The organism is Alcaligenes nematophilus, assembly GCF_026344155.1.
In the GTDB taxonomy this organism is placed as follows: domain Bacteria; phylum Pseudomonadota; class Gammaproteobacteria; order Burkholderiales; family Burkholderiaceae_B; genus Alcaligenes; species Alcaligenes phenolicus.
In genome coordinates this window covers 351,786-367,652 of record NZ_JAPKMZ010000005.1, presented here as the reverse complement: position 1 = coordinate 367,652, position 15,867 = coordinate 351,786, and the positions used below count along the sequence as shown (strand labels likewise).

The 15,867-nt window shown below is 57.3% G+C and carries 16 protein-coding genes; 8 read left to right on the top strand and 8 right to left on the bottom strand.

Annotated features, from left to right (window positions below; all coding sequences use genetic code 11):
* Positions 1-3: 3 nt before the first annotated feature.
* The 7 genes from lptG to mpl form a co-directional block, all read right to left on the bottom strand.
* A complete protein-coding gene (gene lptG, locus OSH04_RS15450; protein ID WP_022983599.1) occupies positions 4-1,164 on the bottom strand; it encodes an LPS export ABC transporter permease LptG in 1,161 nt (386 codons plus the stop codon).
* A gap of 53 nt (positions 1,165-1,217) precedes the next feature.
* Positions 1,218-1,937, bottom strand: coding sequence for a monofunctional biosynthetic peptidoglycan transglycosylase (gene mtgA / locus OSH04_RS15445; protein ID WP_035275164.1), 720 nt, complete (start codon positions 1,935-1,937; stop codon positions 1,218-1,220).
* A gap of 1 nt (position 1,938) precedes the next feature.
* Entirely contained in the window at positions 1,939-2,790 is an 852-nt protein-coding gene (gene aroE / locus OSH04_RS15440; RefSeq protein WP_009460598.1) for a shikimate dehydrogenase, read from the bottom strand.
* 106 nt (positions 2,791-2,896) lie between these two features.
* Entirely contained in the window at positions 2,897-3,766 is an 870-nt protein-coding gene (locus OSH04_RS15435; protein ID WP_266108800.1) for an energy transducer TonB, read from the bottom strand.
* Positions 3,767-3,771: 5 nt separating this feature from the next.
* On the bottom strand, positions 3,772-5,661 hold the full coding sequence (locus tag OSH04_RS15430) for a ribonuclease catalytic domain-containing protein (RefSeq protein WP_266108799.1): 1,890 nt from the start codon (positions 5,659-5,661) through the stop codon (positions 3,772-3,774).
* 41 nt (positions 5,662-5,702) lie between these two features.
* The gene (locus OSH04_RS15425; protein ID WP_026484405.1) at positions 5,703-6,290 is read right to left on the bottom strand and encodes a YqiA/YcfP family alpha/beta fold hydrolase; all 588 of its coding nucleotides are present in this window, start codon (positions 6,288-6,290) and stop codon (positions 5,703-5,705) included.
* A 28-nt stretch (positions 6,291-6,318) separates the two neighbouring features.
* On the bottom strand, positions 6,319-7,683 hold the full coding sequence (mpl, locus tag OSH04_RS15420) for a UDP-N-acetylmuramate:L-alanyl-gamma-D-glutamyl-meso-diaminopimelate ligase (RefSeq protein ID WP_060186662.1): 1,365 nt from the start codon (positions 7,681-7,683) through the stop codon (positions 6,319-6,321).
* 108 nt (positions 7,684-7,791) lie between these two features.
* Between mpl and OSH04_RS15415 the strand changes: the two genes are divergently transcribed.
* The 8 genes from OSH04_RS15415 to OSH04_RS15380 all read left to right on the top strand — a co-directional run bounded on the left by OSH04_RS15415 (position 7,792) and on the right by OSH04_RS15380 (position 14,566).
* A complete protein-coding gene (locus tag OSH04_RS15415; RefSeq protein WP_266108798.1) occupies positions 7,792-8,289 on the top strand; it encodes a TlpA family protein disulfide reductase in 498 nt (165 codons plus the stop codon).
* A gap of 161 nt (positions 8,290-8,450) precedes the next feature.
* Complete coding sequence (gene aroQ / locus OSH04_RS15410) at positions 8,451-8,885, top strand: type II 3-dehydroquinate dehydratase (RefSeq protein ID WP_009460608.1); 435 nt, start codon at positions 8,451-8,453, stop codon at positions 8,883-8,885.
* Between the two features lie 86 nt (positions 8,886-8,971).
* The gene (gene accB, locus OSH04_RS15405) at positions 8,972-9,424 is read left to right on the top strand and encodes an acetyl-CoA carboxylase biotin carboxyl carrier protein (protein WP_009460610.1); all 453 of its coding nucleotides are present in this window, start codon (positions 8,972-8,974) and stop codon (positions 9,422-9,424) included.
* 4 nt (positions 9,425-9,428) lie between these two features.
* Positions 9,429-10,778: an acetyl-CoA carboxylase biotin carboxylase subunit gene (accC, locus tag OSH04_RS15400; RefSeq protein WP_009460612.1), complete on the top strand. Its 1,350-nt coding sequence runs from the start codon at positions 9,429-9,431 to the stop codon at positions 10,776-10,778.
* A 96-nt stretch (positions 10,779-10,874) separates the two neighbouring features.
* Positions 10,875-11,795, top strand: coding sequence for a 50S ribosomal protein L11 methyltransferase (gene prmA / locus OSH04_RS15395; protein ID WP_083054656.1), 921 nt, complete (start codon positions 10,875-10,877; stop codon positions 11,793-11,795).
* A gap of 24 nt (positions 11,796-11,819) precedes the next feature.
* A complete protein-coding gene (locus OSH04_RS15390; RefSeq protein ID WP_115634417.1) occupies positions 11,820-13,067 on the top strand; it encodes a zinc-ribbon and DUF3426 domain-containing protein in 1,248 nt (415 codons plus the stop codon).
* An 8-nt stretch (positions 13,068-13,075) separates the two neighbouring features.
* On the top strand, positions 13,076-14,017 hold the full coding sequence (locus OSH04_RS15385) for a carbohydrate kinase family protein (RefSeq protein ID WP_060186665.1): 942 nt from the start codon (positions 13,076-13,078) through the stop codon (positions 14,015-14,017).
* A 57-nt stretch (positions 14,018-14,074) separates the two neighbouring features.
* Entirely contained in the window at positions 14,075-14,566 is a 492-nt protein-coding gene (locus tag OSH04_RS15380) for an outer membrane lipoprotein (RefSeq protein WP_026484397.1), read from the top strand.
* Positions 14,567-14,627: 61 nt separating this feature from the next.
* On the opposite strand, the gene OSH04_RS15375 is transcribed toward OSH04_RS15380, so the two are convergent.
* On the bottom strand, positions 14,628-15,863 hold the full coding sequence (locus tag OSH04_RS15375) for a methylated-DNA--[protein]-cysteine S-methyltransferase (protein ID WP_115634416.1): 1,236 nt from the start codon (positions 15,861-15,863) through the stop codon (positions 14,628-14,630).
* Positions 15,864-15,867: the final 4 nt, after the last annotated feature.

Genomic DNA, 15,867 nt, shown 5'->3' with positions numbered 1-15,867 from the left:
GATTTAGTTGGTTGTGCTGGAGTTGCGACGACGCCGGTTGTGCCGGTTTTCCATCATGATAAGAGCACTCAAGGCCATGGCCATGGCGATCAGGTTCGGAACCAGAGCGGTGACCCACGGCGCCAGATTGCTGAGCATGGCCACGTTCAAGGCCAACTGATTGATCATGAAAAAGCCCACGCCCAGCAAGATACCGGTAAAGACCTTGGTGCCCACACCGCCGTGGCGGGTCTGCATGAAGCCGATAGGCGCAGCAATGGTAATCATGACCAGCAAGGTAAAGGGGTAAGCGACTTTGCGCCACAGGGCCACAACCTGACGTTTGGTCTGCAGCTTGTTCGCGTCCAGGTAGCCGATGTAATCCTTCAGGTCCAGAATGGACATGCGCTCGGGTGTCACGACGCGTGCAATCAGTCGATCCGGCGTTAGCGTGGTGGTCAGCGTCAAGGTGGGACGTTTTTCAATTTTGACCAGCGCTTGATCAGGTGCCTTATCCTGTGACAGAGCCGTGTGGGCCTGCTCATTGACTTGGGTCTCGGTAACGTCCTGCAAGTCCAGCTGGTTCTTGTGGAACTGTCCGCTGGGCGCTTGAGTCATTGCACTCAGGCGCTGCCCATCCGCGAAGTCGAACACGCTGACATCGCTTACTTTGCCATCGCCCTGCAGGTTGGCAATATTGATGATGCGCACCCCGCCACTGTCATTGCTCTCCTTGAACCAGTAGCCACTGTCCAGACGGCCGCCACCGGAACGTCCCAGCAAGGCCATGCCTTGCTCACTGGATTTGATCTCGGCCATGGGGGTGACATACTCGGACAAAACAAAGGCCCCCCCTACCAGGGGCAGGGTAATGGTCCAGAGCATCAGCATCATGTGCAGGCCGCTAACGCCTGACGCACGCAAAATTACCAGCTCATTGCGCTGAGCCAGGCTTGCCAGGGCCAGGGTGGCACCAATCAACAGGCCAATGGGCAGCAGGTCGTACAGACGGGTGGGCAGCTCCAGGGCCTGGATGTAAAACAGATTCATCAGGGTGAACTTGGAACCGACCTTGTCCAGCTCTTCAATCAGGGCGAAAAAGGTGAACAGGCCAAGCAGGGCAATCAGCACCACGGCGCTGGAGCGATAGATTTCGGAAGCGAGATAGCGGCGTGCGGTGCGCATGAAAATAGGGCCCAGGAAAGACGTGGCTAGCTTAACAAAAATGCGGATTGCAGTCAGGGAATAGCGACTTGTCGCATACGTTGACTGATAGTGCGCGTGCGCGATTGCAAATAGGGGCTGTTACGGTTTTTGTCATAGTAGGCCGGGTTGGGCAACATGCCCGCCAGACGGGCGGCCTGCATGGCACTGAGCTTGGCCGCATCAACCTTGAAGTAGTGGCGTGCCGCCGCCTGGGCACCAAAAACGCCTTCTCCCCATTGAGCTACGTTCAGGTACAGCTCCAGGATGCGCTCCTTGCTCATGACGGTTTCAATCATATAGGTCAGAATCAATTCCTGACCTTTGCGCAGATAACTGCGTGATTCCGATAGAAACAGATTCTTGGCCAGTTGCTGGGAAATGGTAGAACCACCACGACGGCGGGTAGAGCCCTTTTCCGACTGGCGGCGGTTGTATTCCCAGGCTTTGCGAATGGCATCCCATTCGACCCCCGAATGGTTCAGGAAGTTCGAATCTTCGGAGGCAATCACTGCGCGTTTCAAATTGGCGCTGATCTTGTCGTACGGCACCCATTGATAGCGCAGTTCGGCATCCGCATTGGCGCTGCGCAACTGGCCCTGCTCGGCCGCCATGAAGGTGGTCATGCGGGGCGGCACCACGCTGTACCAGAGCACCATCAGAAACAGGGCGATCTGATAAAGCAGAACACCAGCGGCCACGGCCAGAACGGCCAGGCCAGCCAGTTTCCAGGGATGGGCCAGAAGGCGACGCACGTCAGATTTGTCCGATGTCCTGGCGCAGCTGGGCCAGTACGGGTTCGACATCGGCCTCTACGCCGTGCCAGATCTGAAAGCTGGCGGCCGCTTGGCCTACCAGCATGCCAAGGCCATCTTTGCTATGTGTGGCACCGGCTTGCTCGGCGGCACGCATGAAGGCAGTGGGTTCGCTGGCATAAAACATATCGTAGGCCAGAGAGTTGCTGCGATAACGGGCATCTGGCAGTTCGGGCAGATTCTGGTTCAGGCTGGCCGAGGTGGCATTGATCACAATGTCCCAGTCGCCACAATGATCGTCCAGACCGCCCGCGCTCAGGCGGCGGGAGGCATCCGGGTCCAGAGCAACGACCTGCTCACGAATGTCGTAGGCTTTGGCGCTGGTGCGGTTGATGATGTGCAGCATTTCGCAACCGGCTTCCAATAAGGGGAACACCACTCCACGCGAGGCACCACCTGCACCGATCAGCAAGATACGCTTGCCTTCCGGGTTGTGGCCGACACGCAGCAGGTCCGAGCACAAGCCCACGCCATCGGTATTGCAGCCATGCAACTGTCCATCTTCCAGCCATAGCGTATTGACGGCTCCGGCCATGCGAGCGCGACGGCTCAAGCGTGGGCCCACCAGATCATAAGCCTGCTCTTTGAAGGGCAAGGTGACATTCAGGCCGCTGCCGTCTCTGAAAAACTCCTCCACGGTGGCGTTAAAGCCATCCAGTGGTGCCAGAATGCGCTCGTAGCTCAGGGCCAGATTGAACTGGCTGGCAAACTGCGTATGGATTTGTGGAGAGCGGCTGTGCTCGATAGGGTGACCAATAACGCCGTAGCGCTTGGCGGGAGTCGTGTCGGGCATGGTTGAGCGATGCTTGTCTTGTTGTGAGGTGTCAGCCCCAAGGCTGAAAGCGCATATTTTACCCTAGGGTCTGCTTTTGCCAGAGCTTGCTGTGGACAATACGATCTTATTGCACATCCGTGCCGTGCATACTGAGCCTGTCATGCGTAAAACTCCAGCTGCGGGTAATGACGAGTACATCCGCGCCAGGAGCCACTTGTTCGGGCAGGGGGGCGAAGGGGGAGGCCAGTTCCACAATGCGGCGGGCCGCCAGATTCAAGGCGGCCTGATCAGAAGGCTCAGTAATCTGGGCACGCAGCAGGCTGCCATCGCGCCGGATATAGACTGTCATTTGCAGCTGACCGTACAGTTGCTCGCCATTTTGCTTCGGATAGTGGCGGGTGCCGGTCTGCTCAATTTTTTGACGCCACTGATCCAGGTACTGGGCTTGTTCGCTGGCTTTGGCGCTGGGGCCTACATAGTGGTAGCGGGGCTGGCGTTGTTGTTCACGAATCTGCTCGCGCAAAATCGCCAGTTGGCTATTTTGCACTTGTGGGTCCAGATCATGGTCGTCCGGGCCGGGCTCAATGGACGCGCCAATATATTCAAAGCTGGGTGTCGACAAAGGTGCCTTGTCCTGACTTTCCAGCTCGCCCAGCAGGCGCTGCTGTTCAGCTTCCAGGCTTTGCTGGCGTGCACGCAAGGCTTCCAGCACTAACTGATTCGGCAGATTGGGATCGGTCAGCGGCAAAGGATTGCTGGCTTGCCCTTGCTGATGCTCTCCGCCGCCATCCAGATTCAACTGCGCCAACAGTTGGGGGCTTAACGGTGCCGAGTCGGTACTGAAATTGACCAGTGCTACATCCAGACTGTTGGCTGGTGTGGGCGAGGGCGCGCGAGCCGGCCAGAAGATCAGCAAAAGATGAATCAGTGCCGAAAGGGCGACCGCCAGCCACAAATAGTCTTTGGGCGCGTGGCGGCGGTCGAGCTTGGTCATGATCGTCAGTCAGCCGTGGCGACCGAGCGCAAACGGGCTTCCACCGTCAAAGCCAGTTCGTCGAAGGACAACAGATCCAGCGTGACTTCCTGACCACGTTCAAGTGCTGGCAGCCCGGGGACATGAAGAACCAGCGGCGCATTGCTCAGGCGCACCAGATCTTCCTTGATGAAGTTGGCCTGGACTTGCTTGATGTCGTTTTGTTGCAGCCAGCGCAGGCACCAGAAGCGCTCCAGAGACGACTGGTAGTCCGACCACTGGGTGTATTGCGATTCAAAGGCGCCAATAATGGCGTACAGATCCGCATCCTTGGGCTGGAAGGGGGCGGCCAGGCGTGCGGAGATGCCGTGCTCGGCCGCCGCCAGAATCTGGCCCTGATTGATCAGGTCCACATAACGGCGCAGAGGCGAGGTCGACCAGATGTATTGCGGCACACCAATGGATTCGTGCGGGCCGGGGGTGGTGGACATACGCGTACGCATGAACTGCTGGGAGCGGTAAATACCGGGCACATTGTGCTCGGCCAGCAAACCGCCCCACAGCTGATTGGCCAGAATCATGTATTCAGCCACCAGCAGGCTTAGCGGCGCATTGCGCACGCGTGGCACCAGACGAATGATGGAGTTTGGATCGTCGTGCGGGCCATCCAGCTCGAAGCTGTATTCCACACGGTTATTGTTTTCCGGTTTGCCACGCACGGCTTCACGCTGGGCTGATAGTTGGCGCGAGAAGTTCCATAGCGGACGCAGCCATTGTGCATAGGGCAGTTCGGCGTTTTCGTCGGCCAGAGCTTCTTCGCTGATGAGCGGGTCCAGCTCGTGTTGGCGCAGGTTGCCCGCCACGGTAATGCGTTCCAGACGAGTCTGATGCGACAGGATTTCACCAGTGCTGATGTCGGCGTCTACATACAGCGACAGGGTAGGACGAGTCTGCCCTTGATCCAGGGAGAAATGCGCGATCAGCTCAGGCGGCAGCATAGGGATCTTGTAGCCCGGTGTGTATACCGTTGCCATGCGATTGCGGGCAATCTGGTCGATCTCGTTGCCACGAGCCAAGGCCAGCGAAGGCACGGCAATGTGAACCCCGATACGCAGGCGGCCCGGTTCCGGATGCTGGACGGACAGGGCGTCGTCAATTTCAATCGTATTGGCGTCGTCCACCGAGTAGGCGGTGACATCGGCCTCGGGCAGGTCCTGCCCCCAATTTTGCAGGGCAATCTCCGGAAAGCCTGTCCCTTTGGGGAAGTGCGCGGCCAAAAAGCGATGTTGATGCAAAGTCAGTGGATTGGACCAGGCACCCAGCGACAGCAGCAGCTTTTCCGTGCTGACACCTAGTTCTTTCTGGGCCTGATCAAACGCTTTCCACTCCAGCGTGTTCTTGTCTGGCTGAGTCAGGAAGGTGCTGGCTTTCTCGGCAACTTCGGGCGGCAGTTCGCCCTTGATCATCTGTTCGGTCCAGGTCTGGATCTGCTCTTGCTGCAGGCGTTTCTTTTCAATGGCGGCCAGAGCGGCTTGCAAAATTTCTGGCGGAGCAGGGCGGTACAGCCCTTTGCCACGACGGTGAAAGTAGGCGGGTGCGCTGTGCAGGGCAAAGATGGTGCCGGTTTTTTCGACAGCGCTGGGCGCGTGACCGAAATAATCCTGTGCCAGCGTGGACGCTTCAAACTCCTCCTGGGGGGCGCATTCCCATAAAAAATTGATATCCAGGGATTCGGCCAGCGCTTGGGCTTTTTCCAGCAGTTCTGCCGGGGCGGGCTGCTCGAAGGTAAATAGAACGCTGTTTTTCTTTATTTTGCTGCGTTTGCCAGACGCGGATTCCACCTGCATGGTGGTATCGCTGTCAGAAAATATTTTTTCTGCTTTGAAATTACCGCTGTCTTCAAAAAGGACGTACATGATTTTCCATCTGGATGGTGCTGGCCATCCGGTAAAGATAGTTAAGGTTGTTGCAGGGCAAAGCGCAAAATTTCGTCGATCCAGGGATCAAAGTCGGTCAGACCGTGATCTCCGCCTTCCAGAATGTGACCTTGGCTGCCTTTGTACCAGTCCGCCATCTCGCGCCAGTTCAGGACTTCATCACCTTTGGCGGCCAGCAGGTAAAAGCGCTGGGGATCGCTGGGGCGTGGTACGTGAATGTCGTTAAGCTCATCCACATAGTCGGGCAGGAAGTGAAACGGGTCGGGCGAGTGATAACAGACATGCTCGCCCACCTGCGTAGCCAGATCGCGCCCTGCGTAGACCACCGGGTTAAGCAGCACGGCGCGGCTGTGATAGTGCTGCGCCAGGTGGCTGGCATAGTAACCGCCCAGCGAGGAGCCGATCACACACAATTGATCGGCGCTCATGCCTGCCTGCATTTCCGTGTCCACAATGCGCTTGCACATGGCAATGGCCTGGGCCGGGCTGGCGGGCAATTGCGGGCAGCGCCACAGGTGCAGCAAGCCCCTGTCCTGCATGGTTTGTTTCAGGCGCTGCGCTTTGTAGGACGAAGGCGAGGAACGAAAGCCGTGTAGATAGAGGATCATGGAGGCACCTGCTATATAGATAAGAGGGTCAGCGTGACAGTTGATCCAGCAGGCGCTGATGAATGCCGCCAAAGCTGCCGTTACTCATCACGACAATGGCATCGCCGGGCTGGCTGGCCTGAACAATGGCCTGAACCATTTTATCCAAATCATTCCACGCTGTGGCGCGATCCCCTAAAGGAGCCAGGACCTTGGCCGCATCCCAACCCAGCGCGTGCTTGCCCTGGGTCTCGCCGTAGCAAAAAACCAGGTCGGCATCTTCCAGCGAACCGGGCAGGCGGGCAGCCATGGCACCCAGCTTCATGGTGTTGGAGCGTGGCTCCAGCACGGCCAGAATTCGGGTGGCTTTACCTGTCTGGCTGCGCAAACCGGCTAGCGTAGTAGCAATGGCGGTAGGGTGATGGGCAAAATCGTCGTAGACGGTAATGTCATTGACCACGCCACGCACTTCCATGCGGCGCTTGATGCCAGCGAATTGGCTCAGTGCCGCGCAAGCCTGTTCAGGTTTGACGCCCACATGGTGGGCAGCGGCGATGGCGGCCAGAGCGTTCAGGCGATTGTGTTCGCCGGTCAGTGTCCATTGGACGATGCCTTGGGACTGGCCTTTGAACATCACGTCGAAAGAGGTGGCGCTGATTGCCTTGCTGTCCCAATCTCCGTCGGGGCCAAACTGTTCAACCGGCGTCCAGCATCCACGGGCCAGGGTTTCGTCCAGGCTGGGGGTGTGGGTGGGACGCAGAATCAGCCCGGTGGAGGGGATGGTACGCACCAGATGGTGAAATTGGGTCTGGATGGCGTGCAGATCAGGGAAGATATCAGCGTGATCGTATTCCAGATTGTTCAGGATGGCCGTGCGGGGGCGGTAGTGAACAAATTTGGAGCGCTTGTCGAAAAAGGCGGTGTCGTATTCGTCGGCCTCGATCACAAACAAGGATTGTTCTGGATTGAAGCGGGCCGACACACCCAGGCCGGGGGCCACGCCACCGATCAGGAAGTTGGGGGACAGCTGGGCCTGTTCCAGGATCCAGCCCAGCATGGAGCTGGTGGAGGTCTTGCCGTGCGTGCCGGCCACGGCCAGAACGTGCTGCTTGTGCAGAATGTTCTCGCCCAGCCATTGCGGGCCGGATGTATAAGGCAGACCCTGATCCAGAATGGCTTCCATCAGAGGATTACCGCGCGTCACCACGTTGCCCACTATATAGAGATCAGGGGACAGCCTGGTTTGCTCTGCGCCAAAGCCTTCAATAAGCTCAATGCCTTGTTCTTCCAGCTGCGTGCTCATGGGCGGGTAGACCCCGGCATCGCAACCGGTAACCGTATGGCCAGCCGAGCGGGCAATCAGGGCCAGACCACCCATGAATGTGCCGCAAATTCCTAGTATATGTATGTGCATGACAATCCTCCGGCCTGTATTCTAGACGACTGTTTGATCTGATGCGTGAGCTTTGGTGAGGGCCGGTGCTATCATCCCCAGATGATATTTTTTCAGGTGTGAGCCGGTATGCGTAGGCGTCTTTTTCTGCAGAAATCGCTAGTGTGTGCAAGTCTTTTGGCCCTGCATCCCGCCCCTTGGGCCAGTTTGCTGCCTTCAGACCCCTTCCTGGCGCAAAGCTTCAAGGATCTTCAGGGCGAAGATCGCGCGCTCTCTACTTATATAGGCAAGCCCCTGGTGGTCAATTTCTGGGCGACCTGGTGTGCACCTTGCGTCAAGGAAATGCCGGACCTGCAGGAACTGCACAAACGCTACCCCGAGGTGAACTTTGTGGGTATCGCAGTGGATTCGCTGGATAACGTGAAAGAGTTTCTGGAACGCGTGCCGGTCAGTTACGACATTTTGCTGGCTGGTTCGGGTGGCTTGAAACAAATGCGCAGCGTGGGCAATAAAAAGGGCGGATTGCCCTTTACTGTCGTGTTTGGCAGCAATGGCCGGGTCAGCGAACGCATTTTGGGCCAGATAGATCCCGAAAAGTTGAACGAAGTTATTAAAGCTCAACGCTAACTGGCCGACTTTTTCGCTTAATTTCGTCAAATTGTCGGTCTGGTCCACCCCTGTTTCAAACGGGATGGGACCAATGCTAACTGTTTGTAAGCCAAGCAGGTTTATGGACAAATGACGTTATTTAGCGTAAAAAGGCGGTCTGTCTTGACGAAAAATCCGCTATGGCGAAACATGTCCTGGTCCTTAACGGGCCCAACCTCAACCTGCTGGGTACCCGAGAACCCGATGTCTACGGACATCAGACTCTCGACGATATCAACAGTGGTTTACAGGTGCTGGCCGACCAGCATGGCGCGCAGTGTCATTTTTTTCAAAGTAATCACGAAGGCGGGCTCGTCGATCGAATTCATCAAGCCCGTACCGAGGGCGTGGATTTCATCCTGATCAATGCTGGGGCCTACACCCATACCAGCGTGGCGATACGGGATGCGCTTGCCGGTGTCGGTATTCCGTTTATTGAAGTTCATCTGTCCAATGTTCACCGTCGTGAGCCGTTCCGTCACCACTCCTATCTCTCTGACATCGCTAGCGGTGTCATTGTTGGTTTGGGGGCCTACGGTTATGAAGCCGCGCTGCGGTTTGCTTTGAATAGTTAGGCGGTTCGTTTCGTTTTTTTGACCAATATTTTTTTAATGCCGTCCTGACCCAGTCAGTGGCTAGTGCGGCGTTGCGGGAAGTACGCATGGATCTTAGAAAACTCAAAACCCTGATCGATCTGGTAGCCGAGTCTGGCATTGCCGAACTGGAAATCACTGAAGGTGATGACAAGGTTCGCATTGTGAAATTTTCGCAAAGCTCGGCAGCTCCCGTGGTCTATGCTCCCGAGGCTCCTGTAGCCCAGGTGGTAGCCCCCGCCGCTGGCGCTCCTGCCGCAGCTCCCGCTGCACCCGCCGTTCCCGAAGGCCACGCCGTCAAGGCTCCTATGGTCGGCACGTTCTACCGTGCTCCTAGCCCAGGCGCTGCTCCTTTTGTGGAAGTGGGCCAGACGGTCAAGGAAGGCGAGCCTTTGTGCATTATCGAAGCCATGAAGCTGCTCAACGAGATCGAAGCCGACAAGTCCGGCGTGATCAAGGAAATTCTGGTTGAAAACGGCGGGCCGGTGGAATACGGTCAGACTCTGTTCGTCATCGGTTGATGATATGTTTGAAAAAATCCTAATCGCCAATCGGGGCGAAATTGCCTTGCGTATCCAGCGCGCTTGCCGCGAGATGGGTATCAAGACAGTCGTCGTTTATTCTGAAGCTGATCGTGGTGCCAAGTACGTGCGTCTGGCCGACGAGGCCGTGTGTATTGGCCCCGCCCAAGCCCGTGACAGCTACCTGAGCATGCCTGCCATTATCTCGGCAGCAGAAGTCACCGATGCGGAAGCCATTCACCCTGGCTATGGCTTTATGGCTGAAAACGCGGACTTCGCTGATCGTGTCGAAAAGAGCGGTTTTGTCTTTATCGGCCCACGTCCCGAGAACATCCGCACGATGGGCGATAAGGTCATGGCCAAAAAAGCCATGATCGAGGCCGGTGTGCCTGTGGTTCCCGGTTCGGATGGCGCCTTGCCCGATGATCCCGCAGAAATCGTGCGCATTGCCCGTGAAGTGGGCTACCCGGTCATCATCAAGGCCTCTGGCGGTGGTGGTGGCCGCGGTATGCGCGTGGTCTACACCGAAGCCGCTTTGCTGACGGCCGTTGCCACGACCAAAACCGAAGCCGCCGCTGCGTTCAATAATCCCGAGGTCTACATGGAAAAGTACCTCGAGAATCCTCGCCATATCGAAATTCAGGTATTGGCTGATGGTGATCGCAATGCAGTCTGGCTGGGTGAGCGCGACTGTTCCATGCAGCGTCGTCACCAGAAAGTGATTGAAGAAGCACCGGCTCCAGGTATTCCACGACGCCTGATCGAACGCATCGGCGAGCGTTGTGCTGATGCCTGCCGTCGCATGCGTTACCGCGGTGCTGGTACGTTTGAATTCCTGTACGAAAACGGCGAGTTCTTCTTTATCGAGATGAACACCCGTATTCAGGTCGAACACACCATCACTGAAATGATCACCGGCATTGATCTGGTCCAGGAGCAGATCAAAGTGGCCGCAGGCGAGAAGTTCGTGCTGCGCCAGCGTGACATCGAGTTTGAAGGTCACTCGATCGAATGCCGTATCAACGCGGAAGATCCATTCAACTTCGTACCAAGCCCGGGCTTGATTACCAAGTGGCACACTCCCGGTGGCCCTGGCGTGCGTATCGACTCGCACGTGTTCACCGGCTACACCGTGCCGCCGTACTACGATTCCATGATTGCCAAGCTGATTACCTACGGTAAGACGCGCGAGCAAGCCATTGCCCGTATGGACATTGCCTTGTCCGAAATGGTGGTGGAAGGGATCAAGACGAACGTGGATCTGCACCGGGAATTGATGCAGGACGCCAGCTTCAAGGCAGGCGGCACCAGCATTCACTACCTGGAACAAAAGCTGGCCCAACGTAGCAAGTAAGGGCAGCAACAGGTCAGGCCACAGGCCTGACCTGACAAGAATGATGACTACGTAAAACAGGGGCGAGCCCCCTGTTTTGCTTTATGGAAACTATGTATGCGTGAACTCTTACTGAGCTGCCAGGAACACGAGGCCGAGCGCTTGTCCGATGCCTTGCTTGAGGCGGGCGCCTTGTCGGTGTCGGTGGAAGATGCCGATGGTGATACCGACCAGGAAAAGCCCCTGTTTGGCGAACCTGGTATCGAACCGGATGTGCTGGCCTGGGACCGAAATCGGGTGGTGGCCTTGCTGCCCGAGGAGCTGGAGCCTGAAGAGTTGTTGCAACCACTTTTTGAAGCCGGTGTGCTGGATCCTGCAAAGGCCCAGTGGAGCGTGCGCGAAGTGCCCGACGAGGATTGGGTTCGTTTGACGCAATCGCAGTTTGGTCCCATCCCGGTGGGCGATCGTATCCTGATCGTGCCCAGCTGGCACAAAGACGATGAGGATCTGCCAGCCGCCCAGGAAGGCGATGACGGCCTGGTGCGCATTGAATTGGACCCCGGCCTGGCCTTTGGTACCGGCAGTCACCCCACGACGCATTTGTGTCTGGATTGGCTGGCCCATCATGTGCAAGCGGGTCAGACCGTGCTGGACTACGGTTGTGGCTCCGGTATTTTGGCGATTGCCGCCCGCAAGCTGGGTGCTGGCCATACGGTTGGTGTGGACATTGACGAGCAGGCCGTGATTGCCACGCGCTACAATGCGCAAGTCAATCAGGTCGAGGTTGAAGGCTTGCTGCCCGATGCCATGCCCGCCGGGCAAACGGATCTGGTTGTCGCCAACATTCTGGCCAATCCCCTGCGTATGCTGGCTCCCATGCTGGCCAACCGTGTCAAACCGGGCGGGCATTTGATCCTGTCCGGTATTTACGATTGGCAGGCCGAGGAAATGATCGAGGTCTATTCCTCCTACTTGCCCATGTCGGTTTGGCAGGAGCGCGATGGCTGGGTGTGTTTGGCTGGTCAACGCCCGTTATAAGACGGCAGAACTTAAGGTGAGTTCATGGAGCTAAAGACTCGCTGCCCCCGTTGCGGGACATCGTTTGCAGCCAGTGTAGAAACGCTGCAACGCCGCCGGGGCTATATACGCTGCATTCAATGTGCGCATATCTTCGATGGCTTTGAAGAAGTCATTGATGAGCAAGCCCCTGAGCCTTCCTATCATTCCCCCGCCACGCCGGTTCAGATCGAGCCGCGCCTGGCGCCCGAGCCACCTGTTTCGCCACGGCAGGAACAGGTGCAGTCGGTGGACCTGCAAGCGCCCATTCCAGGGCCGCGATTTGTGGAGCACTCCCGTCACGCCCCGCCGCGTGATGAAGGCACGGCCCACGAGTCCTTGCAGGTACGCAAATTCCCCGACTCCATCCTGACACAAGCACCTGTCACTCCGGCCGCGCCTGCTGCTGTAGCTACCGAGCCTTTTGTCCGCCCGGCAGAGCCTGCGGTTGAGTCGGTAGAGCCGTCAGTCATTCGCGCCCGCTCCAGACACGAGCCTTTGCCGCAGGATGATCAGGACACCTCGTTTTTCGTATCGACCGGCTCTGTTTCTGAGCCAGATGGGGACCATCATATTGGTCAGGCATCGTGGTCGGCTGCCGAGCCTGAGTTCAGTGTGGGCGACCGTGCCAGTGCCTTGCGCGCCTCTTTCCCCTCGCGTCAGGCTGATGGTACGCATGATCGTGATGGCGAGGATTTTCAGCAGGACTGGGTCATTGACCCCAACCCAGCCTTGCAACGCGAAACACGTTATGAGGGCGAAGCCAGCTTTGGTCAGCGTGTGGGTTCGCTGATCTGGACCAGCTTGTGCGTTCTGGGTGTTGTCCTGTTCGTCGTGCAGCTGATGTACGTGTATCGCGTACAGATTGTCAGCCAGATACCCATGCTGCGTCCCGTGTTCGAGAGCGCGTGTCAGACCTTGTCGTGCAAGGTTCCCTACGAACGTCGTCTGGACCAGATTCGCGTGCAGGCTTCGGCCTTGCATAAAGCGCCGAATCAGCCCGGACAGTCCACCTTGGGCTTTACGCTGCGCAACGAGTTTGAACGGCCCCAGGAGTGGCCTACGCTGGTACTGGATTTGAAAGATTTTTCCGGAGCCTTGATCGCCCGGCGCAATATTACGCCCGATCAGTACCTGGCTTCCGAGCGACGTGAGCCTGCTTTTGCAGCGCGCAGTGAAATCATGGTGCGCCTGCCTTTGAATACCGGGCAGCTCCAAGTTAATGGCTACCAGATTAGCCCTTTTTTTCCTTAAGGTAATTTATGACCGAGCGAGTGCTGGTATGTGGTTCGATCGCGTTTGATACGATCGCGGTTTTCGAGGGGTACTTCAAAGATCACATCTTGCCCGACAGCATCAAAACCCTGAGCGTGTCCTTCTTTGTGCCCAGCTTGCGTAAAGAGTGGGGCGGTTGTGCGGGTAATATCTCCTACACCTTGAACATGCTGGGTGGCCAGCCTGTTCCTGTGGGGGCTGTTGGCAGCGACGGTGTGGATTATGTACAGCGTCTGCAGAACCTGGGTATTGATACCAGTATGGTGAGTGTGATGCCCGAGATGTTCACCCCTCAGTGCTTTATCACCACAGATCTGGCCGCCAGCCAGATCACCTCTTTCCACCCGGGCGCCATGATCAATTCTGCCCAGATCGATTTGTCTGGTCAGGAAGCGGCATGGGGCATTGTGGCTCCGGATTCCAAAGACGGCATGTTTGCTCATGCCCGTCACCTGCATGCGCAGGGTACGCCCTTTATTTTCGACCTGGGTCAGGCCATGCCTTTGTTCGCGGGTGAGGACCTGCTGGAGATGCTGGAACTGTGTCAAGTTCTTACGGCTAACGAATACGAAGCTGAAGTTATCGAGCAGCGCACCTCCAAGAGCATGGCCGAGATTGCCCAGGGCTTGCAAGCCGCTGTCGTGACGCGTGGAGAGCATGGCAGCACGCTTTATCACAATGGTCAGACTTACGAGATTGCCCCTGTGCCCGTGGAAAATGTGGTGGATCCCACCGGCTGTGGCGATGCTCATCGCGCTGGCTTGTTATATGGTCTTACAAAAGGCTGGAGCTGGCAGGAGGCTTGCAGCTTGGGTAACTTGATGGGCAGTATTAAAATTCAGGCGGATGGCCCGCAAAATCATGAATTTAAACGGTCAGATATCTCGGCCATGCTAAAACAGCACTATGGTATTGAGCGCAGTCTGTAAAAGAGCGCTCGATAGTTTTTTATGATTCGGCCAGCTACGTTTTTTGGAGTAAACCGTATGTACGTTTCTTTTTTCGATCGACCCAAAGTGCGTCTGCTGGTAGTGGCGAGTCTGGCAGCCCCCGTGTTTTTGCTGGCAGGTTGTGCCAATAAATCGGCATCCAGCTCGGTGTACAGCTACGGTCAGGCTCAGCGCGAACAGATCGTGCGTTTGGGTACCGTGGTGTCGGTACGCGCCGTCACTATTCAGGAAGACCAGAACTCGGGCGTGGGCACCGTGGGTGGCGCAGCCTTGGGTGGTGTCGCTGCCAGCAGCATTGGTGGTGGCCGCGGTAGCATCCTGGCCAGTATCGGTGGTGCGATTCTGGGCGGTCTGGTTGGTAATGCGGTTGAAAACCGCATGGGCAAGACCCAGGGTCTGGAAATCACGGTTCAACTGGATAATGGCGAAACCCGTGTGGTGGCCCAGGAAGCCGATGTACCTCTGTCCGCTGGTCAGCGTGTACGCATGCTTAGTGGTAATGGCCCAACTCGCGTGGTGCCCTTGTAATCAAAGCCTTAGTGCTTTGTGCATAAAGAACCCGGCCATTGGCCGGGTTTTTTTACGCCTGTCAGCGCTGGGCCTTTTGGGCGCGTTCGCGCTCCAGCAAGGTTTTCTTGCGCTCCAGGCCCCAACGATAGCCCGCCAGATCCCCGCTTTGCCGCACGACCCGATGGCAGGGGATGGCAATGGCCAAGGTGTTGGTGGCGCAGGCTCGTGCCACGGCACGGGCGCCTTTGGGCATGCCCAGACGTTCGGCAATCTCGGTATAGCTCAAGGTCTGGCCTGCTGGGATATGGCGTAGAAACTCCCAGACACGTTGTTGAAAAGGGGTGCCCTGGATGTCCAGGGGTAGATCCAAACCCAGGGTCGGCTTTTCTACCATGGCAACGACCAGGGCCACTCGTTGATTGAATTGCGGATCGGCTTCGATCAGCTCAGCGGCCTTGAATTGCTCTTGCAGCTGTTCCAGTAAGACTTTGGCATCATCGCCCAGGGAAATCGCACAAATCCCGCACTCGCTTTCGGCAACGAGCAATGCACCCAAGCTGCATTGGGCAATCGCAAAATAAAGACGGCTACTTGGAGTTTGTTGGCGAACGGTCTTGTCCTGCGAGCGCGGAGCGCGATGTAGCTCGTTCGAAGAAGGCGCCAATACTGGCGCCTGTTTGGGCATGCGCCACAAGTACCAGGAAGCCACGCTGCGGTAGGGTGCCCAGGCTTGGCCAATTTCACGCAAGACACGGGCTGAGGGAGCTTTGTCCAGCTGCTTCAAATTGCGATAGCCCTCGCGCACCCCAAAGTCGTCCGCAGGCAGAATGTCTTCATGCTCTAGCGTGTACATCATCATCATTTCCACCGTCCAGCGACCTATGCCGCGCAGCGTGGTCAACTGCTTGATCAGCTCTTCATCCGGCATTTGCAAAGCGGTGGCCTGGTCGGGAATGATGCCATCCAGGCGCGCCTGGGCCAGGCCCAGAATGCTATTGGCTTTGGCACCGGACAAGCCACAAGCGCGCAGGGTGTCATACGGAGTCGCCAGCACTTCCTCGGGCGTTGGGCAATGGCCGTGCGGATAGATATCAATCAGGCGTTGCAGGATGCGCTCAGCCGCACGGGTATGCAACTGCTGATACACAACAGAGCGGATCAGGGCTTCGTAAGGGTCGCGCTCGGGGCGTGGCTGATGGATGCAAGGGCCCACGTGGGCGACCAGCGCTTGCCAGTCGGGGTCCAGTGCGGCCAGGAATTGTTCGGCCTCGCGGTAGCGGCTGGATGTGTCTGGTTTTGATGGAAGGCGAGTCATGGAA